This window comes from Halomonas sp. OfavH-34-E, assembly GCF_024124525.1.
Taxonomy (GTDB): Bacteria; Pseudomonadota; Gammaproteobacteria; order Pseudomonadales; family Halomonadaceae; genus Halomonas; species Halomonas litopenaei.
Genome location: NZ_JAMXRY010000014.1, coordinates 75,371 through 99,281, shown reverse-complemented (window position 1 = coordinate 99,281; position 23,911 = coordinate 75,371). Strand labels below are relative to the sequence as shown.

Annotated in this window: 19 protein-coding genes; 10 read left to right on the top strand and 9 right to left on the bottom strand. The window is 64.6% G+C overall.

Translation table 11 applies throughout. The features are described 5' to 3' along the window. The 3 genes from NH448_RS08420 to NH448_RS08410 all read left to right on the top strand — a co-directional run. Positions 1-746 (top strand): SbcC/MukB-like Walker B domain-containing protein (locus NH448_RS08420; protein ID WP_290442714.1); only part of this gene is annotated, 746 nt, incomplete at its 5' end. 201 nt (positions 747-947) lie between these two features. After that, positions 948-2,114 (top strand): acetylornithine deacetylase, encoded by a 1,167-nt coding sequence (argE, locus tag NH448_RS08415; RefSeq protein WP_045991902.1) that lies wholly within the window; start codon positions 948-950, stop codon positions 2,112-2,114. A 47-nt stretch (positions 2,115-2,161) separates the two neighbouring features. Then, positions 2,162-2,929, top strand: a complete 768-nt coding sequence (locus NH448_RS08410) for a glutamine amidotransferase (RefSeq protein ID WP_045991901.1) — start codon at positions 2,162-2,164, stop codon at positions 2,927-2,929. Here NH448_RS08410 and NH448_RS08405 read toward each other — a convergent pair. From NH448_RS08405 to NH448_RS08390, 4 genes are all read right to left on the bottom strand, one after another. Beyond that, positions 2,926-5,424 (bottom strand): fimbria/pilus outer membrane usher protein, encoded by a 2,499-nt coding sequence (locus NH448_RS08405; RefSeq protein ID WP_052704281.1) that lies wholly within the window; start codon positions 5,422-5,424, stop codon positions 2,926-2,928. The two genes, NH448_RS08410 and NH448_RS08405, sit on opposite strands and share 4 nt — an antisense overlap. 62 nt (positions 5,425-5,486) lie before the next feature. After that, complete coding sequence (locus NH448_RS08400) at positions 5,487-6,212, bottom strand: fimbria/pilus periplasmic chaperone (RefSeq protein ID WP_045991900.1); 726 nt, start codon at positions 6,210-6,212, stop codon at positions 5,487-5,489. Between the two features lie 88 nt (positions 6,213-6,300). Next, positions 6,301-6,837: a fimbrial protein gene (locus NH448_RS08395; RefSeq protein WP_052704279.1), complete on the bottom strand. Its 537-nt coding sequence runs from the start codon at positions 6,835-6,837 to the stop codon at positions 6,301-6,303. Positions 6,838-7,200: 363 nt separating this feature from the next. Then, entirely contained in the window at positions 7,201-8,937 is a 1,737-nt protein-coding gene (locus tag NH448_RS08390; protein ID WP_045991899.1) for a DEAD/DEAH box helicase, read from the bottom strand. Positions 8,938-9,370: 433 nt separating this feature from the next. Between NH448_RS08390 and NH448_RS08385 the strand changes: the two genes are divergently transcribed. Beyond that, on the top strand, positions 9,371-9,823 hold the full coding sequence (locus NH448_RS08385; protein ID WP_045991898.1) for a YaiI/YqxD family protein: 453 nt from the start codon (positions 9,371-9,373) through the stop codon (positions 9,821-9,823). An 82-nt stretch (positions 9,824-9,905) separates the two neighbouring features. Here the strand turns inward: NH448_RS08385 and NH448_RS08380 are convergent, their stop codons facing one another. Both NH448_RS08380 and NH448_RS08375 read right to left on the bottom strand, forming a co-directional pair. Further along, entirely contained in the window at positions 9,906-10,907 is a 1,002-nt protein-coding gene (locus tag NH448_RS08380) for a glutathione S-transferase family protein (protein WP_045991897.1), read from the bottom strand. 124 nt (positions 10,908-11,031) lie between these two features. Next, complete coding sequence (locus NH448_RS08375; protein WP_045991896.1) at positions 11,032-11,922, bottom strand: LysR family transcriptional regulator; 891 nt, start codon at positions 11,920-11,922, stop codon at positions 11,032-11,034. 425 nt (positions 11,923-12,347) lie between these two features. Here NH448_RS08375 and NH448_RS08370 point away from each other — a divergent pair, with 425 nt between their 5' ends. Further along, positions 12,348-14,117, top strand: a complete 1,770-nt coding sequence (locus NH448_RS08370; protein ID WP_045991895.1) for a peptidoglycan DD-metalloendopeptidase family protein — start codon at positions 12,348-12,350, stop codon at positions 14,115-14,117. 165 nt (positions 14,118-14,282) lie between these two features. Here the strand turns inward: NH448_RS08370 and NH448_RS08365 are convergent, their stop codons facing one another. The 3 genes from NH448_RS08365 to NH448_RS08355 form a co-directional block, all read right to left on the bottom strand. Then, positions 14,283-14,945 (bottom strand): MOSC domain-containing protein, encoded by a 663-nt coding sequence (locus NH448_RS08365; RefSeq protein WP_045991894.1) that lies wholly within the window; start codon positions 14,943-14,945, stop codon positions 14,283-14,285. A gap of 139 nt (positions 14,946-15,084) precedes the next feature. Then, positions 15,085-15,531, bottom strand: coding sequence for a VOC family protein (locus NH448_RS08360; protein ID WP_204248925.1), 447 nt, complete (start codon positions 15,529-15,531; stop codon positions 15,085-15,087). Positions 15,532-15,602: 71 nt separating this feature from the next. Beyond that, complete coding sequence (locus tag NH448_RS08355; RefSeq protein WP_052704278.1) at positions 15,603-16,325, bottom strand: GntR family transcriptional regulator; 723 nt, start codon at positions 16,323-16,325, stop codon at positions 15,603-15,605. Between the two features lie 454 nt (positions 16,326-16,779). Here NH448_RS08355 and NH448_RS08350 point away from each other — a divergent pair, with 454 nt between their 5' ends. From NH448_RS08350 to NH448_RS08330, 5 genes are all read left to right on the top strand, one after another. Beyond that, positions 16,780-18,072 (top strand): FAD-binding oxidoreductase, encoded by a 1,293-nt coding sequence (locus tag NH448_RS08350; RefSeq protein ID WP_045991892.1) that lies wholly within the window; start codon positions 16,780-16,782, stop codon positions 18,070-18,072. A gap of 172 nt (positions 18,073-18,244) precedes the next feature. Next, entirely contained in the window at positions 18,245-19,621 is a 1,377-nt protein-coding gene (locus NH448_RS08345; RefSeq protein WP_045991891.1) for a Na+/H+ antiporter NhaC family protein, read from the top strand. After that, entirely contained in the window at positions 19,621-21,105 is a 1,485-nt protein-coding gene (locus NH448_RS08340) for an FAD-binding oxidoreductase (RefSeq protein WP_052704277.1), read from the top strand. The genes NH448_RS08345 and NH448_RS08340 overlap by 1 nt, the downstream gene beginning before the upstream one ends. Before the next feature lie 69 nt (positions 21,106-21,174). Then, positions 21,175-22,206 (top strand): histone deacetylase family protein, encoded by a 1,032-nt coding sequence (locus NH448_RS08335; protein ID WP_045991890.1) that lies wholly within the window; start codon positions 21,175-21,177, stop codon positions 22,204-22,206. A gap of 294 nt (positions 22,207-22,500) precedes the next feature. Beyond that, positions 22,501-23,865: an APC family permease gene (locus NH448_RS08330; RefSeq protein ID WP_045991889.1), complete on the top strand. Its 1,365-nt coding sequence runs from the start codon at positions 22,501-22,503 to the stop codon at positions 23,863-23,865. Positions 23,866-23,911 lie beyond the last annotated feature (46 nt).

Here is a 23,911-nt window from a genome sequence, read left to right as displayed (position 1 = left end):
GGCGCGCCTGGCGGACCCGCCATCTGCCGGAGCAGGACCCGCAGACACTGCTCGACGAGGCCACCCAACGCCAGCTGGATGCACGCCAGGCCGACCTCGACGCCAGACGTGAGGCCAACCGGCCGCGGCTGGAGGCCGCCCAGCAACGCCGCGATGGCGCCCTGCACGCCGTGCGCGACGATGATCGACGCCGGCAGCGCCAACGTGACGGCCTCGAGGCCCTGGAAAGGGCCAGGGCCGAGCATCATCGCTGGGGCCGCATCGCCGAGCTGATCGGCGCCACCGACGGCAAGACCTTCCGGCGCATCGCCCAGGCCTGGAACCTGGAGCGCCTGATCGACGAGGCCAATGTCCACCTGGCGGGCCTCAGCCGGCGCTACCGTCTGGTGAGAGGGGGCAGCCCGCTGGGGCTCCTGGTGATCGATCAGGACGTCGCCGACGAGCGTCGCTCGGTGCACTCGCTATCCGGCGGCGAGACCTTTCTGGTGTCACTGGCCATGGCGCTCGGGCTCGCTTCGCTGGCCTCGGGGGAGCTGGCCATCGAGTCGCTGTTCATCGACGAAGGCTTCGGCAGCCTCGACCCCCAGTCGCTGGCGCTGGCCATGGACGCCCTCGACGGCCTCCAGGCCCAGGGCCGACGGGTCGGGGTCATCTCCCACGTCCAGGAGATGCATGAGCGCATTCCGGTGCAGATCCAGGTGCATCCCGCCGGCAATGGCGAGAGTCGGGTCGCGCTGTCCGACTGAACCCGGTCCGCCCCGCACGTCGCTGTTGGGCGACCCAGTCTTGGGCGAACCAGTCTTGGGCGGTTCCTGTCTTGGGCGGACCAGTCTTGGGCGATCCGGGAGAGCGGCGTGCTCGGGCGGTAACCCGGGGCGATACGCTGGGGCGCGTCGCCTGGCCATGGTACATTGACGCTCCTTGTGACCTCAGTCGACGGAGCCTTCATGACCGCACACGACCTGCTCAAGACCCTGGTGGGCTTTGCCACCGTGTCTCGGGATTCCAACCTGGAATTGATCGCCTTCGTCGAAGAGTGGCTCGACCGCTACGGCGTCGATCACTGGCGGGTCGAGAGCGACGACGGTTCCAGGGCCAATCTGCTGGCGCGCATCGGCCCGGCGGTCGAGGGCGGTGTGGTGCTCTCGGGCCATACCGACGTGGTGCCGGTGGTGGGCCAGCCATGGACCAGCGATCCCTTCACCCTGACCGCCGGCGAGGGCGACAATGCCGGGCGCCTGTACGGTCGCGGCACCTGTGACATGAAAGGCTTCATCGCCTGCGCCCTGGCCGAAGTACCGCGCTGGAGCGAACTGGAGCTTGAGGTGCCGATCTGGCTGGCGCTGTCCTACGACGAGGAAATCGGCTGCGTCGGCGCCCCGCGCATGATCGAGACGCTGATGGCCGAACACCCCCGCCCTGCCGCCGTGGTGGTCGGCGAGCCGACCCTGATGGAGCCGGTGGTGGCCCACAAGGGGGCCAGCAACTTCCGTACCACGGTGATCGGACGCGAAGCCCACTCGAGCCAGGTGTATCAAGGGGTCTCGGCGATCCACGTCGCCGCCCGCCTGGTCACCCGCATCGAGGACGTGATGGCGGAGCTCAAGGAAGAGGGTCGGGTCGACGAGGCCTTCAGCGTGATCCACTCGAGCCTGCACGTGGGCAAGATCGAGGGTGGCACCGCCATCAACATCATGGCCAGGCGCTGCAGCTTCGAATGGGAAATTCGCCACCTGCCCACCGATGACGCCAAGGAGCTGCTGGCCCGGGTCGAGGCCACCGCCCGCGAACTCGAAGCCCGCATGCGCCAGCGCGCCCCCGAGGCCTCGATCACCACCGAGGCGCTCAACACCACCGTGCCGGCCCTGGCCGATCGTGACAACAGCGAGGCGCTGGGCCTGTGCCGCGAACTGCTCGGAGACAGCCCCGACGGTGCCGCCGTGGCCTACGCCACCGAGGCCGGTCAGTTCCAGCTCGCCGGCCTGCCCACGGTAATCTGCGGCCCCGGCAGCATCAGCCAGGCCCACCAGCCCGACGAATACATCGAGCGCGAACAGCTCGACGCCGGCAGCCGCTTCATGGTCGCCCTCGGTGATCGCCTCACGCGCGGCTGAATCTACACCTGCAAGCGCCCCTGGATTCCCCTTTTCGAGCCAAGACCGTGACCCACACTGCTTCAAGCCCGGCGAGGCCTGTTGAGCCGCCTCGCCTTGCCATCTTCAAGACCGGCGACAGCTTCGCCGATGTCGTCGCCGAGCACGGCGACTTCGAGGACCTGTTCAGCGCACGTCTCGACGGCTTTCGTCGTCGTGGCGGCGTCATCGAGGTGATCGACGTTCGCCGCCAGCCGCTGCCGGCAATCTCTGATCAGGACGGGGTGATGGTGACCGGGTCCCACGCCATGGTGTCCGACCGGGAAGCCTGGAGCGAAGCGCTGAAACCCTGGCTGAGGGAGGCACTCGACCACGGCCTGCCACTGTTTGGCGTGTGCTATGGCCACCAGCTGATGGCCGAAGCCTTCGGCGGCAGCGCCGGCTACCACCCCCGGGGGCGAGAATGCGGCTCGCGTACCCTCACGCTGACCGAGGCCGGTCGCGGGGACCCGCTGTTCGGTGCGCTGCCCGATGCTTTCGCCGCCCAGCTGACCCACGCCCAGAGCGCCCTGTCACGCCCCGAGACCGCCACGGTCCTGGCGGCCAACGACCATGACCCCAACCAGGCCCTGCGCTATGGCCCTGCCCAGTACAGCGTGCAGTTCCACCCGGAATTCACCGTCCAGGTGACCGCAGCCTACCTGGCACACCAGCGCGATATTCTTGTCGCTCAGGACGAGGACGTCGAGGCACTCGAGCGGTCTGTGGTCGAGACCCCCGAGGCCAGCAGCCTGCTGGACGCCTTCGCCCTGACCCTGTTCGATCGGCGAAGCTAGCCAGACGAGACATCTCCAGGCAAGCAGGTCGCCTGGCGCTGGGCGATACGCGGCGCGGCACCCTGGTGCGGCGTTGCCTCGCGTTGCGGCTCCAGTGTCAGGCGGCAGCGCTCCCGCGGGCTCGGCCCCCAGCGAAGCTGATAGCCGCGGTGTGCATCGATTCCCCTGACCACTGCCATGCGCCCCTGACCCAGCACCGCCAGCACGTCTCCATCGGCGTCGATCAACTGCGCGCCGAAAGGCGCCGGCGTGGTCACCCGCACCAGGGTCGGCGCCCCCACCAGGGTGTCGTAGGTCAGCCTGACGATAGCGCCTCGGCGAGGCGCTACTCGCCTGGCATTGCCCTTGATCTCGACGCCATCGGTCATGCCGGAGGGATCCAGCGCCACCCGGTTGTAGCGGTAAGGTGTCAGTCCGCTGATCGCCCCCTTGCCTCGCCCGTCCAGCAACACCTGGTCATGTTGAGAAATCGCCGCGCCCTTGGCGCCCGGCGCCTCGATGACCGCCATGGTCTCGCCTTGATCCCGTGTCAGCACCAGGCCACCCGCATAGGCAATGGCGGTGCCATCGGCGCTGGCGCTGTAGCTGCGGTAGTCATCTCCGGCGCTGAGGTTGAGGCCAAGACGTACCCTGGAGGTGTCCATCCCCAGGTTGCCGCCATAGCTTGAATCGTGCGACCGGTCATCACGGCTGTGATTGACGTAGACACCATAGTTCAGCGCGCCGCTGTCGCCGCTGAGGTTCAACTGGCCCGAGCGATGATCGCCCCGATGGGCCAGATTGGAGGTCAGTTGCAGGTGGCCTCCCAGCGGAACGCTGAGATTGAGGTAGAACTCGTTGGTGTAGTCGCCTTCGGTCTCGCTACGGCCTGCGGTGGCGCTCAGGGTGCCCCAGGAGAAGCCACGACTGACACCGACCTGATAGGTGGTCGCGTCCTCGCGATCCCAGTAGTCGGCGCTGATGCCAGAGGCAAAAAGCCTGGTGCCGCCGGCCAGGGTCTGGGTCAGATTGACCTCGAGACGTTGGCGTTCACGGTCCCGTGGTGAGGATGTCGTTGCATCATCGCGCAGCAGCGCAACGTCCGAAAGGCTCAGATAGTGCTGACTGGAAAAACGGTAGTTGACCACCGACAGCTCGGTGTCGGTGGGATCAAAACGGGTGTTGTAGCTCACACGAAAGCTCTCGCCACGCGGGCTCTCCGGCTCACCGCTCAGCGCCTCCAGGTGATTCGCCCGGGTCATGGTGGCATCCAGCGCGAAGGCGCCCAACAGGGTCGACACGGCGCCACCGGCAAGCCCCGCCATATAGTCCTCGGCCAGGATGGCGCCGGAGTATAGCGTCAGCCGATTGCTGACCCCGCGTCGGTATTCGGCCTGAACGAACCGGGGCAGGTCGACGAGGCCGTCATCCCGATACTCCCCCAGGGTCAGGTGGAAGCGATGGGCGCCGGGTCGCAGCAACTGTGCCACCGAGGTATAGGGCAGCACGAAGGCGCGCTCGCTGCCGTCGGCTTCGGTAATGGTGACCTCAAGGTCGTCAGCCACATTGGTGGCGTAAAGGTCGTCGATGGCAAAGGGGCCGGGCGTCACGCTGGTCTCGTAGATGACGTCCTCCCCCTGACGGACCGTCACCCTGGCGTTGGTGCGAGCGGTGCCTCGCACTACCGGGGCGTAGCCCCGCCGGGAAGGAGGCAGCATGGCATCGTCGCTGGCGAGCTGGACGCCGGTGAAGGGTATCGACTCGAATCCCATCCCGGAGGTCTGATACTCGCCGATGACCAGGTCGGCCTGCCAGGGCGTCACGTCGTGGCGCAGGTAGGTGTTGGTGACATGATAGTGGGCGGTCTCGCCACTGGCGTCATCGAGACTGGCATTGTGACGAAGCTGCCAACCGCCGAGGTTCACCCCGGCGTTGATCCCGAGTCGATAGTCCTCACGGGACTCCTGCCCGTCGCGCTCGCCACGGAAGGCATTGCTGTTGTAGCGAACAAAGGCGCCATTGATGCCGTCCTGCCACGCCTCGGCCGGCACCTTTCCCCTGACGCGATGCCGCAGATAGGCCTGGGGCACGCTCAGTTCAAGTCGCATGTTCGCCGAGTCGGTCGAGCTATCGACGTAGGGATAGCGAGCGGCCAGATCGACGCACTCGCGGCCTGAGTCGCCTCCCCCTGCCGCGGGCTTCAGCGGCAGGCGCTTTATCGCATCAAGCGACAGACACAGACGCGTCCCTTCCGGGTCCTCACCGATCGTCACCGTCTCGCGACCGAACGCCTGGCCATTGACCAGAACGTCGAGTTCATAGCGACCAGGGGGGACCGTCATACCCTGCTCGAAGCGGGTCAGGTCCATGCCCTGGAGTGATCCTTTCAGCAGCTTGGCGTTGAAGGCGTACTCGACCCGGCGCTCGGACGCACCGCCGGTCACCCTGCTACCGTCGTCGGCCCGGGCGGACAGACCGGCGTCGGTGACGAGGGACAGCCCCAGCGCAATGAGCACAGACAGGCCTCCGTGCCGCCGCAAGCCTCGAACCTTGCCGGCTGCTGTGCCAGACAGACGTTTCACAGCTCGAATCGGCGCCGCTGCGTCACCCCGTAGTCATTGATCCAATCGAAGAAACCCTGGGAGGTTGCCAGCGGTTCGATGCCGAAACGGCGGGAGCTCTGGGCCGGGATCAGGCTGCCACGAGCCGTGACCTGGTGCTCTTCGTTGCCTAGCCCGACCCGACGAAGCGACACACTGTAGGGGCTCTCATTACGGGCCACCAGCGTCCAGCGGCCTGGCCCCCGCTCAAGCTCCCAGTGAAGCTGCTCGGCGGCCTGCTCGGGGGAAGCGGCAAGCCCGACGGGTCGATAGAACAGCTTGATGCGGGTGCGGTATGCCAGCTGCAGCACGTTTCGGTCCGGCGCCGCCTGGGTGGCGGGCACCTCCAGCACGTTCAACCAGTAGACAGACTCGCGATCGACAGGCGCCACCTCGCCCAGATAGGCGATCCGAATCGCCTGTCCTCCATGGGCATTGATGCGTGTCACCGGCGGTGTCGTCAGAAACGGCACCTCGACACTCTCCGGCGTGGAGTCCGGGTCGCCACGATCGATCCACACCTGCACCAGCGACGGCGTATCGCCCGCATTGGTCAGCGCGACGCTCACATCCCTGGCATCGGCGGGGTAGATCACCCGGGTGCCCGAAACCACCACACTGGCATCGACACGACTGACAAGGCTGCAAAGCGCCACCAGCGCCAACAGCGCCACTCCCCTTCCCCACGACTCCCGTACACGCATGATCCCTATGCCTTTCTGTAGCCTTTATGAAGCCTTGCCAGACGCCCTACCTCCGCGCACTTCTGCCAGTGCGGGCGGACTGCGAGATCTATTGGTAGTTCAGGGTATACACCGCTGAGGTGCTGACGGTCCCCGCGACGGCGTCCGCGCCACTGGCGTAATAGCGCGCGGTGTAGCGAAGTTGAGTCGCCGTGGTGTCGTCGGCCAGATCCATCGCGGTGGCATCATTGGCGATCAGATTGATCACCTTGTTGGTATGGTCGAGCAGTTGTATCTCGACGTTCTTGGCGCCGCCGGTACCTGCGGTATTCACCAGATAGCCGGTGGCGGCATCGACATTGGTAGGCTCGAAGTACGGCTTCACATTGTCCACGGCAGCGGAGCAGTTCATGTCGATGGTGAAGGAGGTGTCACCCGCCGTCTCACCGCTCTTCAAATCGCTGACACTGACCGTGGGAAGCACCACAGTGCCATCCCCGGTTCCCGCATTGTTGACCTTTACCGTACAGGTCGTGGCAAGCACCTTCCCGGATATCGTGATGGTGCCGGTGGCGGCGTATCCATTGCCTGCCAGGGTAAAAAGCATGACGCCAAGCAGCCATCCCTTGCCTGTTTTCCGTTCCATGTCCCGTCGCTCTCCATTGCAATCATGCCTTCAGCCCGGCCGGGACAAGAGAGACCCTGTCACCGCACCTGGATGTTACACTTTGCAACATTATGTCGTGCTTCGACCATCAGGAGCGGCAGCATCGGGTCAGAGGTTGACGTAGGTCAGGCGGGGAGAAAGTCGACATGCAAGGGAATGGGATGAACATCGGGCCCGATCCCCGGGAGCCAACGCCCAGGAAGCCAGCGAAACATGCACACGCAAACGGGCCGGTGGATATCCACCGGCCCGTTCACGAAACTTGCCTTGTCGTGATCCGATGCGTCATCGGATCAACAGGGGCCTTGTACCAGCTGTCGGCTCAGGCCCCTGGCACCTCGATCAGGCGCGCGACTGGCGACGCACAGGCGCCTCGTCATCGCGACGACGACGGGGAGCACGCTCGCCGCTGCGCTCGCCACCACGCTCAGCGCGATCACCGCCACGGTCTTCGCTGATTTCCAGCGGACGACCGGCCACACGGGCACGTGCCATCTTGGCCAGGATGCTGGCCGGCAGACCATTGGGCAGCTCCACGGTGGAGAAGCCGTTACGGATGTCGATGCGGCCGATACGGGCGCCTTCGATACCACCTTCGTTGGCCAGGGCTCCGACCAGTTGGCCAGGCTTGACGCCATCCTTGTGGCCGACGGAGACGCGGTAGCGGGTCATGCCTTCGCTGGGTCCACGGCTCTCGCGGCGACGCTGCGGCTTGCCGTCACGCGGGGCGCGGTCATTGCGCTCCTTGCGCGGCGCCTGCAGGCGACCGATGGGTGCCTCGTCGGCGCGCGCCATGGCGGAGAAGGCACAGGCCAGCTCGATGGGATCGTAGCCTTCCTCGACCAGACGCTCGACCAGAGCACGCTGCTCTTCGGCACCCTTGGTGACGGAGGCGATCACGCGCTGATGGAAGACGTTGTCGCGGTGGGCACGAATGGCGGCCTCGTCGGGCAGCTCCATGACCGCCATCTTCTGGCCGGTGGCCTGCTCGAGCCAACCTACCTTGCGGCCTTCACGGAAGCCGGCGAAGGTGATCGCCACACCGTTGCGGCCGGCACGGCCGGTACGGCCGATGCGGTGGGTGTAAGCCTCGGCATCCTGGGGCAGGTCATAGTTGATGACGTGGGTGATGCGCGGCACGTCGAGACCACGAGCGGCCACGTCGGTGGCGATCAGCACATCGACCTTGGCGCGCTTGAGGCGAGTGATGGTGCGCTCGCGCAGGCTCTGGTCCAGATCACCGGACAGGCTGGCGACGTTGACGCCACGCGCAGACAGCTGCTCCATCAGAGTGGTACAGGCGGCACGGGTGCGCACGAACACGATGGCGGCGTCCACCGGCTCGACTTCAAGGATGCGCGACAGCGCTTCCAGCTTGGCGCCACCATCGACGCGCACCAGGCGCTGTTCGATGCTCTCGGCGGTGGTGGTACGCGCCTCGATGGCGACCTTGACCGGATCCACCAGGTAGCGATTGACGATGCGCTCGATCTCGGTGGGCAGGGTCGCCGAGAAGAACACACGCTGGGCGTTCTCGGGGGTATCGGCGACAACACGCTTGACGTCGTCGATGAAGCCCATGCGCAGCATCTCGTCGGCTTCGTCCAGCACCAGAGCGTTGAGGCCGGAAAGCTTGAGGCTGCCACGATCCAGGTGATCGATGACGCGGCCGGGGGTACCGACCACTACCTGGGCGCCACGACGCAGCGCGCTGAGCTGCTCACGGTATTCCTGGCCGCCGCACAGGGTGGCGACTTCCAGACCCTTGAGGTTCTGGCCGTACTTGCTGAAGGAGACGGCTACCTGCTGAGCCAGCTCGCGGGTCGGTGCCAGTACCAGCACCTGGGGCTCACGCCGATCGAGTTCAATACGAGACAAGATGGGGAGCGCGAAGGCAGCGGTCTTGCCGGTGCCGGTCTGGGCCTGGCCCAGCATGTCGCGGCCTTCCAGCAGGGCTGGAATGGTCTGCGCCTGAATGGGCGAGGGAGTCTCGTAGCCCAGGGTCTCGATGGCGGAGAGAACGGCAGGCAGCAGGGCCAGATCACCAAAAGACGGTGAAGCGACAGTCGTCGAGGTCATGAATCACACCTTGGTAGGCCGGGGTTACCGGCAAAATAACGTGGTTGGCGTCCCTGACGCGCCCGTATTCGGGGCGAACAGAAATACGTCGCTCTACTCGTGGTAGAGCAAGGTCAACAAGTCTGTTGTCAACATTCGGAGTCGGGGACGCCGGTCGCACCTGGCATCGGCTCACGCAACTGCGTGGAGCCATCGTGGCGACCGTTTGCACCGCGGGCGTCGGGATCGACGTCGGGTGCTCCATCTTCACAATTCGAACGCGTCTTGCGCGTTGCAGCATCTGTTTGAACTCTCGAGGCCGCTTGGGCGTCGGAGGTCGCTGCGTCATGATGGTGGGGTCAACACATGCGAGGAGGGCGCATGCTACCATCGACTCATGGCTCTGACCAGCCCTTTTATGATCGAGCCCCCTTTTTCTGCCCCGGAGACACCAATGCCCCAACTATGGGTCGACGCCGACGCCTGCCCCAGAGTCGCTCGCGACATCATCGTCCGCGCCGCCGAACGCACCACCACCCAGACCTGGTTCGTCGCCAACCACCAGATCCCGTTGCCCAGTTCGAAGTGGGTCAAGGCCATGGCGGTGAGCCATGGCTTCGACGCCGCCGACAACGAGATCGTCAGCCGCATCGCACCCGGTGACCTGCTGGTCACCGCCGATCTACCGCTGGCACTGGAGGCGCTGGACAAGGGGGCCATGGTAATGACCAACAGAGGCGAGACCCTGGATCGCAACAACATCAAGGCACGCGTACAGATGCGCGACTTCATGGAGACGCTGCGTGCCAGCGGCGAGCACACCGGCGGCCCCAAGGGCTACTCGGACAGTGATCGACGGGAGTTTGCCAACGCCCTCGATCGCTGGCTGGCCAGGCACGCACGCTGATCGAGCCGCCCGGACCGGCTCACGAGCCGGTCCCCTCCCCCACCCACGGCTCACCAGCGGATCCTCTCCGCCAGCGTCTGACTCAGCCCTGGTAGACGCCTTCTGAGGCCAGACGCTCTCTGTCGTGGTCCCGATCCAGTCTCAGCACAGGCCCCAACGGCACGATGGCGTTGGGATTGATGGTGTCGTGGCTCATATAGTAGTGGCGCTGGATATGATCCAGGTCCACGGTCTCGGCGACACCCGGCCACTGGTAGAGCTCGCGCAGGTAGTGCGACAGATTGGGATAGTCCTCGATGCGATAGAGGTTGCACTTGAAGTGGCCATGGTAGACGGCATCGAAACGCACCAGGGTGGTGAACAGACGAATATCGGCCTCGGTCAGCCAGGCTCCGGCCAGATAGCGATGATTGGCAAGCCTCGCCTCGAGCCTGTCGAGACAGGCGAACAGCGCCGAGACGTGACGTTCGTAAACCGCCTGATCGGAGGCAAAGCCCGCCTTGTAGACACCATTGTTGATGTTGTCGTAGACGTCGGCGTTGATCTCGTCGATGGTCTGGCGCAGGAACTCGGGATAGAAGTCGAGACGATTGCCGGTCAGCTCGTCGAAGGCCGAGTTGAACATTCTGACCAGTTCGGCCGACTCGTTGTTGACGATGCGCTTGCGCTGCTTGTCCCACAGCGCCGGGACGGTCACCCGACCGGTGTAGTGAGGGTCGGTCAGGGTGTAGAGCTCATGATGAAAGCTCACGCCGTTGATCGAGTCACCACTGGAGCCTTCGGCCTCGTTGTAGCTCCAGCCCTTGTCGCCCATCAGCGGACTGGTGTGGGAGACGTCGATCAGCGCGTCAAGCCCCTTGAGTCGGCGCATGATCAAGGTGCGATGGGCCCAGGGACAGGCCAGACACACGTACAGGTGAAAACGTCCCGCCTCGGCCTTGATGCCTGGCTGGCCATCGGGGCCCGGCGCGCCATCGGCGCTGACCCAGTCTCGCAACTGGGCGGACTCTCGCACGAACTCGCCGCCGGTACTCTCGGTGTCGTACCACTGGTCGTGCCAGACCCCATCGATTAACAGTCCCATACGGTCTCTCCCGTGAAGCGCCTTGGAGAGCCCAGCATACGGTGGAAAGAATCGACTACAAGCGCACATTTTGCCGCCAACCTTTCGATTCTTTCGAACCCATTGCCTCCGATGTGCCCAGACCTCAGCAACTGCAGTCCCGGACAGCCTGGCGCAGATGCTCCGCCATGGCCCTGGTGGCGGGTCCCGCCCGGTCGGCGTCGCGATGATACAGCTGGATGGGCACCTCACGCGTACCGCCGGCCTGCAGCGGCAATGGCTTGAGCCGGCCACTGGCCAGTTGGTCGCGAATGCGGGTCTTGGGCAACCAGGCAAACCCCAGCCCGTGCTCGAGCATCTCTACCGAGGTGGCGATATGGCTGACGGTCCAGCGCTGCTCGGCCTTGAGCCAGCCCGAATCGCGCGACGCCCTTTGCGACGAGTCCCTCACCACGACCTGGCGATGGTGCTCCAGATCCCTGAGGTCCAGCGGCCTGCTCATGGCATGCAGAGGGTGGTCCGGGTGAGCGACCGCGATAAAAGGCACGCTGACCAGGGGTTCGCCCAGGTAGCCCGATGTGGTCACCCCTGACACCACCAGGTCGGCTCGGCCATCCTCGAGCATTTCCACACCACCATTGAGTACCGACTCGTGCAATTGCAGCCTGACTTGCGGAAGAGCGCTGGAGAAAGCTTCCATCGCCTTGGCCAGTACGTTCGAGGGAAAGATCTGGTCGATGCTCAGCACCACCTCGGCCTCCAGGCCTTCCCGCAGTCGAGCGGCGATATCCACGAGCGCGTCGGAGCTCTCCAGCAGCTGGCGGGCACGGCGCAGCAGCAAGGCCCCTTCCTCGGTAAGCCGAACCTGGCGCCCCACCGGCTCCAGCACCTTGACCCCCAACTGCTCCTCCAGCTTGTGCACTGCATGGTTGAGGGTCGAAGGGCTCTTGTGAACGGCTTCGGCGGCCCTGGCAAAGCCACCGTGATCGACCACGGCGGCGAGCATCTGCCACTGTGCGAGCGTGACACGCGACATGCTTGAATCCTTTTGACGATATCCATTGAGCATGCCAGCCGACGGCGCCAATGGCACGACTTGCCATCGATGAAAGTCACGATACGCCCCTAGCGCGCGGGGCCTTCTACGGTGCCAGGCCAGTCATTGGACTTATATCAACAAAATGAGACTTATCGTCCTTCAGGGGGAGTAGAAAGCACTACGACTTACCGGGGGGTTGCATTTGTTCAACGCTAAGGGTCCAATGAAGAACAGTTAATAAACAGCGTTCGAACAAGGTTTTGTCACAGCTTCATCCATTCCTGGCGCCCCCGGTCACATAAACCACCGGGCGATGCGCCATCCGCTGTATGGCCATACAGTCTAGGCATACCATACTTCATGGGGTATGGTGCAATAGCCTATATATTTACCTTCATCAATTTTTCTATGGCCCTTTTACCATGATGCGAATCCTCCATTCGCTGCCCCGCACGCACAAGCTGCTGCTGTTACCCGTTGCCACCATGGTCACCGTGCTGGGCGCCCACAAGATTGTCACCACCTACGAAGACGTCCAGCGAGGCAATGAATCGCTGGAGTCAGTTCTGGTTCCGCTAGGAGAGTCTGCCTCGCCGGAACTGCCATCGCTGAACTTCGAGCGAACCCAGGTCGCCGAAGCCATCGACCTGGCGCTGGATGCCACCAGCCAGCACATCCCGATTTCCCAGCTCAAGGCCAGCGAAATCGTCGACATCGACTTCGTCGACGAGGCCCACGCCGACGTCAAGTTCGAGAACGCCATGCGTTCATCGTCGGGACTACCTCCTCTTACCTTACAATCCTCTCGCACGCTTCCTGGCGCCGCTGATTCATCCACCGCGGCGCCAGTTGCGTTGGACGGCAATCCGCAGCCGCCCGCCTTCAAGCTCGACGAAGGCTCCCTGCATATCGCCGTGGTGCTTGGCACCGTGGCCAGTGGGCTGCTGGAGCAGCAGTCACTGGACGTCGCCAGCGACGCCACTTCCTATGAGGATGTCAGCGAAGACGAGCTCGAACTGTTCGATGAAGGCCCGATCGTGCTCGAGGAAGAGATTGCGGCCAACGAGCCGTTCGTCCCGACCTGGCAGACCTATCGCGTCCAGCAGGGCGACACCTTTGCCGAAATGGCCGAAAAGACCCTGGGGCTGGGCTACAGCGAGGTCATGGCGCTGCTCGAGGACCTGCCCGACCAGAACGTGCTGACCCGCTGGCGCGTCGGTAACACCTTCGAGTATCAGCTTGGCGAGGACGGTCGACTGCTGGCGCTGCGCATCATGAAGAACGTGCGCGACGGCTACCTGATCGAACGCCAGGATTCAGGCTTTGACGTGGCGACCATCGAGCGTGCCGGCGAAGCCTCACAACGCCTTTACGCCGGCACCGTGAGCGGCAGCTTCGCTCGCTCCGCCGAGGCCGCAGGCCTGAGCCGTGCCGAAGTCTCGGAGATGGCGCGGGTGCTCGAGAAGAAGCTCGACTTTCGCCGCGACACCCGTCGCGGAGACAGCTTCCGGGTACTGGTCGAGTCCGACATCATCGACGGCCAGCGCCTGGACCCCCGCGTGCTGGCGGTGTCCTACGACGGCGAGCGCATGGACCTGACGCTGGTGCGCAATCCCGAGGACAACAACTTCTACACCCCCGAAGGCCAGAGCCTCGACCCGGCCTTCAACCGCTACCCGTTCTCCGGCAGCTACCGCATCAGCTCCAACTTCAACCTCAACCGCCGCCATCCGATCACCGGCCGCGTCAGCCCGCACAAGGGCACAGACTTCGCCATGCCGATCGGCACCGGCATCGAGACCCCGGCCAATGGTCGCGTGGAAAAGGTCGGCAACCACCCGGCGGCGGGTCGCTATATCGTGATTCGTCACGACAATGGCTACAAGACACGCTACCTGCACCTGTCGCGCCCGCTGGTCAGCACCGGACAGCGCGTGACCATGGGCGAACGGATCGCCCTGTCGGGTAACACCGGTCGCAGCACCGGACCTCACCTGCACTACGAGGTCATGGTCAACAACAATCAGGTCAATGCGATGCGCGTGGCCCTTCCGGAAAACCAGAGCCTGTCCGGTCAGGCGCTGGCCTCCTTCCAGCAGGAAACCGGCCCCACCCTGGCCGCGCTTCAGACCGCCAAGCCCGGCTCCGAAGTGGCGCTGGCCAACGACCTGGCCGCCGACAGCGACATCTGATGCTCCGCTGCGGTTGATCACGACAAGGCCCTGCGACAAGCCCCTGCAACAAGGCCCTGCTGCGACACAGCAGGGCCTTGTCGTTTCAGCCCAGGAGACTGGGGCAGAGGGGACAGCGGCACACGAGAGACAGGTGCAGAGAAGACAGGCTCGATCGGTTCGGCGTCAGGCGCGCCCGCGCCAATAGTCCATGCGCCGGACCAGCTGGTCCTTCCAGTGTTGCGCCAGGGCTTCGACGCCGTGCAATTCGGCCATGGTATCCAGGGGCGCCCTGCGGTCTTCCAGCACCCGCCAGCAGGCCTCCACGCTCCACCTTTCATCACCGCGCTCGACCACCTCGATGACAGGCCCCGGAGCAATCCATCCTTCCTCCAGCACGCGGTAGAGCCAGCCCATCCGGGCCTCCTGCATAAAGGCCCGCGCCAGTCCCGGCTGGCCGGTACGGGCATCGACCTTGGCACAGGGTTGCCTGGGCTGGGTCACCTGCACCAGCGCTTCGCCGATGCGATAGACGTCACCGATACGCACCTCACGCTCATCGGCCCCTTGGCTCGCAATATTCTCACCCAGCACGCCGGCCTCCAGCGCCACACCGGCGTCGGGATAGCGCTCGCTCCAGCGGGGATAGTGATCGGCGCAGTAGTGACACAGGGCGCGGTCCACCCCGCCGTGGTCGACCTGATTGGCCTGGCTGTCGTTGGAAAGCCCCAGTCGGGATAGCCATTGAGGCTCAGCGGCAGCGACCTTGTAGATACCACTCTTCTCACCGAAGCCCGGCAGCATCTGGGGCTCGCTGATATAGGGCCCCCTGACATTTGAAAATTCCATCCTTGCCCCCATCCTCCTTCTCTTGTCGCTATTCGCCGCCCATGCTTGAGCGCTTGTCGTGCTCCTTGCCCCTGCTTGCGAACGCCGCCTGGGAATCCTCCGGCTCCGCTGGACGCCCTGCATCAAGACGCACCGATATTCAGCCGCCACGTGCGCCTTCATACATGACCATCCAGGCGACGCCGAAGCGATCCTTCACCAGGGCAAAGCGCTCGGCCCAGAAGGTTTCCGACAGGGGCAACATGATCTCTCCACCTTCAGCAAGCCCGGAACAAAGCCGTTCGGCTTCTTCGCGTGAGTCCACTGAAAGCGCCAGAGAAAAGCCCTGAGGCGCCTCCCCAGAGGCGTCCGACCCCATCAGCACATGACCCGCCACCTCGATCTGCATATGCATGATGTGCTCTGGTGACGGTGTGCCCGCTTCCCCGCATCCAGCATCAGGTGCATCGGCGGGCATGTCCCTGTAGCGATGAAGCTCGCTCACTCGGCCGTTCATCAGCTCGGCATAGAACGCCAGGGCCTCTTCACACTGGCCGTCGAAAAACAGGTAAGGGTAGATTTGCATGAGCTTTTCCTGATGACTCAACGACGTTCTTTCGATGCTCGGGTCGGCGGTCCGAAGGACTGGCGCCGGACGTCATCAAGATAGCCCAGAAATCACTTCGACGAGGCGTAGTAGTCGTCCAGCAGCCGCATTCCCTGCTCGATGTCGGCGGTCACCGCGCGACAGAAGGCGTCCCTGTCCCCCCGGCGCAGCGCCTGGGTAATCTCACGATGGTGATCGTCGGCGATGGCGGAGCCGCCCCAACGCGTGCAGATAAAGCCCATGCTGGGACCGTATTGCTGCCATAGCTGCTCGACCAGCGGCAGCAATACCGTCGAGCCGCTCAGCCGGTAGATCAGAAAGTGAAAGGCGTGATTGCCACGCATATAGCTCTTGAGATCAGCAGCTTCGATGGCTCGATTGATGCCATCGTCCAGCGCCTCCAGGGCGTCGATGTGCTGGTGCTCGATCGCGATAAAGGCTTGCCGGGCCAGCTCGGTTTCCAGCCGCCTGCGGGCGAACAGCACCTCGGTGAAGCGCTCCCGGCTCAAGTGCGGCACGATGATCTTGCGGCTGTCGACAAACTGCAGAGCCCCCTCGCTCACCAGCCAGCGCAGCGCCTCCCGAGCAGGCATGGCGCTGGTGTCATAGCAGGCGGCGATGCCGCGGATCGAAAGCACCTCGCCCGGACTGAAGGCCCCTTCGCACAGACGACGCCTCAGGTCCTGGTGAATTCGGGTCGAGGCGGTATCCGGCAGGTAGGGCGGAGGCGATGGTTCCGTGCCGATCGGCGCGACCATGGCGTCATCGCTATTGTCAGTATGAACGTCGGTCATTGCGCTTCCTTGTCACTCCTCTGTCCATTCCTCTCAGCCATTCCGCTCTTTATTCCCTTCTCCATTCCGCTCTCCATTCCTTTCTGCCATTCCGCTCTCTATTCCCCTCGCCATTCCCCTCGCCATTCCTTTCTCCACTTCACTCCTCACGCCAACCCACTATAACTTTTCTATCACTCCCCTTTTGCTTCTTTTGCCGGCCGCCCGTCGACCGCTCGTCTGTCACCATCGGCGGAAAACCCGACAGGCCGCTGGCCTGCCACCATCACGGCGATATCTACCTGCGTCTGGCGTCAAGACTAGCCCATCGCGATGACGATAGCCCACGCCGAGACGCCGCAGCCTGGGCCGCCCAGGGTCGAATTCGCATCTTGTGCGCATCTGCAAGCCCTGCTAGTGTGATCACAACATGTGATCACACCAATAACAAGCTGCCATCGTTTAGGGAGTCGTCATGAGCGAACCGCGCTGCGCGTCCTACTACGCCGCGACCATCCACGAAGAAGCCGAATACCCCAGGCTCGAGGGCGAGCATCGGGTCGACGTTGCGGTGATCGGAGGCGGCTTCACCGGCGTCAACACCGCGCTGGAACTCGCCGAGCGTGGCTACCGGGTAGCGCTGGTCGAGGCCAACCGGATCGGCTGGGGGGCCAGCGGTCGCAATGGCGGTCAGGTCACCGGCAGCCTGTCGGGGCAGGATGCCATGCTCAAGCAGCTCTCCGGCCCGCTAGGGCGAGAGGCAGCCGAGAACTTCGTCTGGGATCTTCGCTGGCGAGGCCACCGCATTCTGCGTCAGCGTGTCGACAAGTACGCCATCGCCTGTGACCTGAAGTTCGGCCACCTGCACGCCGCCTACCGACCGAGCCACATGGCCGAGCTTAAGCGCGACGTCGAGGCGGCCCAGGGCCACGAGATCGCCCGGCACCTGAGTTTGCTGGACGCCGATCAGACACGCGAACTGGTGGGCACCGAGCTCTACCATGGCGCGGTGCGCAACGACTACAACATGCACCTGCACCCGCTGAACCTCTGTCTTGGCGAGGCCCGCGCCCTTGAGGACCTGGGCGGCTTGCTGTTCGAGGACACCCGGGTCACCGAGATTCGCCACGGCACTACCCCCTGTGTCGTCACCGAGCGTGGCCAGATCCACGCCGACAGCGTGGTGCTGGCCGGCAACGCCTATCACCGGCTGGAGCGCAAGGCGCTCAAGGGCAAGCTGTTCCCCGCCTCTCTCGGCATCGTCACCACCGCCCCGCTGAGCCGGGAGCAGCAGGCCGCGATCAATCCCCAGGACCTGGCGGTCTACGACACCCGCTTCGTGCTCGACTACTACCGCCTGACCGCCGACGGTCGCCTGCTGTTCGGTGGCGGCGCCAACTATTCCGGCCAGGACTCAGCGGATATCGGCGCCGAACTGCGCCCCCGGCTCGAACACACCTTCCCGCAGCTCAAGGGCATCGCGCTCGACTACCAGTGGCAGGGCAAGGCGGGCATCGTGATCAACCGCATCCCTCAGCTCGGCAAGCTGTCACCCAACGTCTTCTACGCCCAGGGCTACTCGGGCCACGGCATCGCCACCTCGCATATCGTTGGCAACATCATGGCCAGGGCGGTCAGCGGTCAGCTGGAGGAGTTCGACCTGTTCGCCGACATGCGCCACTGGCGCATCCCGGTCAGCGAGCGCCTCGGCAACGGCCTGTTGGCCGCGGGCATGTGGTACTACCAGTTGCGCGAAAAACTGCGCTGAGCGTCCGCCGCCGACTCGCCGTCGGCAGCTCGATATCGACCGGACCTTTCACCATCAACGACGCCAACATCAACGACAACCAATAGCTGTCACGCCACGCTCCTGATCGACGCGACCCACGGCCATCGCCAGGTCGCTTCACCAACAACAATGATCGTCCAGGAGGACATCCATGGAAGCGTTTTTCCCCGCAGGCGGCTGGCTGGTGCTGCTGCCCACCGCCGTTGTACTGCTGCTGGCACTGTGGAGCCGTCGCGCGCTCGAGCCGCTGGTGGCCGGCGCCTTCGTCGGCACCCTGTTGATCGAGCCGACCAGCGCCCTCTCGACCCTGTCGGAGAGCCTGCTCAACGTCCTGACCGACGAGGACGTGGCCTGGGTGATCGCGGTATGCGGGCTGATGGGCTCGATCATCGCGCTGCTGCTGAAGTCCGGCGCCTCGCGTTCCTTCGCCGAAAGCCTGTTGCGCTACATCACCAGCAAGCCCCGGGCGCTGCTCGGCTGCTGGTTCATGGGCATCGTGCTGTTCGTCGACGACTACCTCAACTCCCTGGCGGTCGGCACCTCGATGCGTCAGGTGACGGACCGCTTCAAGACGTCACGAGAGATGCTGGCCTACGTCATCGACTCCACCGCCGCACCGATCAGCGTACTGATCCCGATCTCGACCTGGGCGGTGTTCTTCGGCGCGCTGATCGAAAAGAACGGCCTGGCCGCCGACGGCCAGGGAGTCTGGACCTATATCCAGGCCATCCCCTTCATGTTCTATCCGTGGATCGCGGTGGCCATGGTGCCGCTGGTCGCCTACGGCAAGATTCCGCTGTTCGGTCCGATGAAGCGCGCCGAGCAGCGCGCCCAGCTCGAGGGTCGCTGCGTGCCGCCCGGCGCCGAGCACATCGATGAAGAGATCGCCCACCTGGCGGCCAAGGACCAGACACGCAGCAGCGTCTGGATGTTCCTGCTGCCGATGATGTCGCTGGCCTTCTTCACCTGGTACTTCGATCTCGATTTCCTGATGGGCATCTTCGTGACCCTGGCCGGCATGATCGTGGCCTTCATCGGCCTGAAGAAGCTGACCCCCGGCGAGACCTTCGACAACATTCTGGAGGGCTTCAAGTCGATGCTGGATGCCCTGGCGGTGCTGGTGGCGGCCTTCATGTTCAATGACGTCAACACCACCCTGGGACTCAACGAGTACATCATCACCACGGTCGAACCGCTGATCAACGCCCAGATCCTGCCCTTCATCATCTTTGCGCTGATGGGCTTCGTCTCCTTCGCCACCGGTTCCAACTGGGGCGTGTTCGTGATCATCCTGCCCATCGTCACCACCCTGGGCCACAATCTGGGCGCCGACATGACGCTGGTGATCGGTGCCACCCTCTCGGCCAGCACCTTCGGCAGCCACGCCTGCTTCTATTCGGACGCCACGGTGCTGACGGCCCAGGCCAGCGGCTGCACGCCCTTCCAGCACGCCTTTACCCAACTGCCCTACGCGGCCCTGGCCGGCTTGCTGGCCGCCGCCCTCTATCTGGTACTGGGATTCATGTGATGACGAAAGCGGAGTCCAACGACGCCATCTTCTGGTCACACCGAGACAACGGGCGAGTCCCACTCGCCCCCCTCTCCATTGCTGAACAGGCCATCGATGAACAGGCCATCGGTGAACAGACCGGGGATAAACAGGCCATCGATGAACAGACCGGGGATGAACAGGCAGACGTGGTCATTGTCGGCGGCGGCTTCACCGGCCTGTGGACCGCCTATCACCTCAAGCGTCTGGCCCCGGAGAAGGACATCCGGGTACTCGAGGCCAGGCGCTTCGGCCACGGAGCCTCCGGGCGAAACGGGGGCTGGGTGGTGGGCAACCTGGCGGGCCTCGAGCGGCACCTGAAGGGCCTGCCCCTGGCCCGGCGCCAGGCGCTGTGCGAGCTGCTGTCCGCCAATGTCGACGAGATCGGCGCGACCCTCTCGCAGGAAGCCATCGACGCCGACTTCCACAAGGGCGGGGCGCTCTACGCGGCGGCCCGCTACCCGGCCCAGGAGGCGCTCCAGCGGGACTACCTCGCACACCTGTTGGAACTCGGCCATCGCCAGCATGACTGCCGCTGGCTGTCCGCCGACGAACTCAGCGACCGGGCCCGCTTCCGCCGCCCCTTCGGTGGCATCTTTCATCGTCAGGTCGCCACGCTGCACCCGGGCAAGCTGATCGATGGGCTGGTCGCGCGACTCGCGGCCATGCAGGTCAGGCTTTACGAACAAAGCCCGGCGACGAGCATCGACGACGGCAAGGTGACCACGCCCCAGGGCAGCATCCGCGCGCCGATGATCGTGATGGCCACCGAAGGCTACAACACCCTGCCCCAGCTACGTCCCCATCTGGTGCCGGTCTCCAGCCTGGTGATCGCCACCGAGCCCTTGAGTCAGAGCCAGTGGGACGCCATTGGCCTGGCACAGCGACCGACCTTCGCCGACGCCAGCCGGTTGATCAACTACGGCCATCGCAGCCGCGATGGTCGCCTGATCTTCGGCGCCAGGGGTCGCTACCGCTTCAACGCCCGTCCGCGTCACCAGGCCTCCATCACCCAGGGCGACATCCAGATGCGCAAGGCGCTGCTCCAGGATCTGTTTCCCGACCTCGGCGAGGTCGATATCAGCCACGGCTGGGGCGGCACCCTGGGCCTCTCGCGCAGTTTTCGCCCCCACGCCCTCATCGATCGGCGAGCCGGCATCGCCACCGCCGGCGGCTATGCCGGCGAAGGCGTCGCCGCCAGCCACCTGATGGCACGCACCCTGGCAGAGATGCTCTGTGGACAGGACACACCGCTGACACGGGCCCCCTGGGCCTTCGATGGCTGTGCACTGGACCAGGTGGTTCGTCGCTGGGAGCCCGAACCCCTGCGCTGGCTGGGCGCCCAGACCATCACCCTGAGCTACGCCACCGAGGAGGCCCTGGCGTCGCGTGAGCGCCACCTGCCGCTGATCGGCCCGGCGCTGAGCCGACTCAACGACCGTTTTGCCGCCGTGATCGAGTAGACAGCGACAGCCGCGATGCAGGCCGCACACTCGTCACCTTGCCCCGGAACTGCCAAAGGAGACTCCGCCATGTTGATCGTTCATAGCGACGCCACCCGCGACCGTCGCACTCTCACCGAGCTGTTTGCCGGCCAACTGGTCGCGCCCTTCGAGTGTCCCGAGCGGGTGGACTACATCATCGAACGCGCCAGGACCGAGTCCATCGGCGAGATCCGCGGCCCCGACGAGCATGGACTGGAGCCGGTGCTGGCCATCCATGACGCGGACTACATCGACTTTCTGCGGGTTGCCTGGCGCGACTGGCAGGCGGCCGGCTACGAAGGCGAAGCGATTCCCAATATCTGGCCGACACGACGGATGCCCGGCGGCCCCATACCCCGCCATATCGAGGGCCGTCTTGGCTACTACGCCCTGGCCGGAGAAACCTCGCTGAACGCCGACACCTTCGAGGCGGCTCTACTCAGCAAGGACATCGCCCTGACCGCCCTGGACCAGGTACTCGACAGCGGCGCGCCGGCCTTCGCCCTGTGCCGACCGCCCGGCCATCACGCCGCGCGGGACCAGTACGGCGGTTACTGCTTCATCAACAATGTGGCGGTATCCGCCCAGCGGGCACTGGACCAGGGCCACCAGCGGGTCGCCATCCTCGACATCGACTTCCACCACGGCAACGGCACCCAGGACATCTTCTACGAGCGCAGCGACGTGCTCACTCTCTCGCTGCACGGCGACCCCATGGACGAGTTTCCCTACTTTCTCGGCTTCGCCAACGAGACCGGACGAGGTGACGGCGAGGGCTACAACGTCAACTACCCCCTGCCCAGCGGCACCGACTACGCCCGTTGGGCGCAGGCGCTGGATGACGCCATCGCGCGCGTCAGGGACTTCGCCCCGGACATGCTGATCATCGCCCTCGGGGTCGACACCTTCGAGAACGATCCGATCAGCTCCTTCACCCTGCAAAGCGACGACTATCTGGACATCGGCGCCCGCCTCAAGCGCATCGGACTGCCCACACTATTCGTGATGGAAGGCGGCTACGCGGTGGAAGAGATCGGGGTCAATGCGATCAACGTGCTCAAGGGCTTCGACAACGCCTGAGCCCCGGCACACGGCACAAGACACAAGGAACAAGGCTCAAGGCACGACCGATTCGACGAAAACGCTCGACGCCCCGTACGACATCAGTAGGTCGCTTGTCCCGGACGGGCGTCGGCGCCACGCGAGCACCGCCGGTTTTCCATACTGATTTGCCACGGGGACCGTGCACGGTTCGGCGAAACGTCTCCCCCGACGCAGCCGCCAGACCGCATCGACGACGGCAACCTGGAACGGGCGGTAAACCACGCCCTGAGCAGCGCTCAGAACAACAACAGCAACAACAGGAACCGACCCATGACACAACAACGACGTTCCAGCCTCCCCGAGGCCCCCGACGGCCAGGACAGCGGCCTCAAGCGCATCCTTGGCCTGCCTGCCCTGGTGTTCTTCGGCCTCGCCTACATGGTGCCCCTGACCGTATTCACCACCTACGGCGTGGTCACCGAAACCACCGGCGGCCATGTGCCCATGGCCTACGTGATCACCCTGGCGGCGATGTTCTTCACCGCCTACAGCTACGGCAAGATGGTCGAGCACTACCCTACCGCCGGCTCCGCCTACACCTACACACGCCGCGCCTTCGGTGGCCGTGTGGGCTTCATGGTGGGCTGGGCGCTGCTGCTCGACTACATCTTCCTGCCGATGATCAACTACCTGGTGATCGGGATCTACATGAAGGAGGTCTTCCCCGCCATCGATCAGGGCGTCTGGGTGGTAGGAGCCATCGTCGCCGTGACCGCACTGAACATCCTGGGCATCAAGCTGGTGGCCAAGATGAATCTGATCATCATCGGCTTTCAGTTCGTCTTTCTGGCCACTTTCATCGCCATCTCGCTGAAGGTCATCGCCGGTGGCGAAGCCCCCTCGCTGCTGGCGCCCTTCCACAGCGAAGGGCTCCAGTGGACCACCATCGTCGGTGGTGCCGCCATCCTGTGCCTGTCGTTTCTTGGCTTTGACGCCGTCTCTACCCTGTGCGAGGAAACCCGCGAGCCCAAGCGCGACATCCCCCGCGCCATCATGCTGTGCACCCTGATCGGCGGCGGCCTGTTCATTCTGGCCTCCTGGGTCGGGCATCTGGTGTTCCCCGACTATCACAACTTCGGCAGCGCCGACTCGGCCGCGGTGGACGTGATGCGCCGCGCCGGCGGGGGCTTTTTGGTCGCCTTCTTCACCGCTGCATATGTAGCAGGCTGCTTCGCCTCGGCCATGGCCGCCCAGGCCAGCGTCTCCCGGATCCTGTTCGCCATGGGCCGCGACCAGGTCCTGCCCAAGGTCTTCGGCAAGCTCAGCCAGCGCTACGGCACTCCGCTGGGGTCGACCCTGATCGTCGGCGCCATCTCGCTGATGGCGCTGGTCATCAGCCTGGAGCTGGCCGCCACCATGATCAGCTTCGGCGCCCTGGTCGCCTTCTCCTTCGTCAACCTTTCGGTGATCAAGCACTACCTGGTGGATGAGCACCTGATGCAACCCAAGAACCTGCTGCGCTACGGCGTCATGCCAAGCGTCGGCTTCCTGTTGACCATCTGGCTGTGGTCGAGTCTGTCGCTCAACACCTTCCAGGTGGGCCTCACCTGGGTCGCCGTCGGCTTTGCCTACCTGCTCTATCTGACCCGCCTGTTCAAGGTCGAAGTACCGGACCTGGAGCTCAAGGAAAACTGAGCGCTGACCGCGGCGCCTCCGATCAGAGCGTCGCGGTTTACAGCCC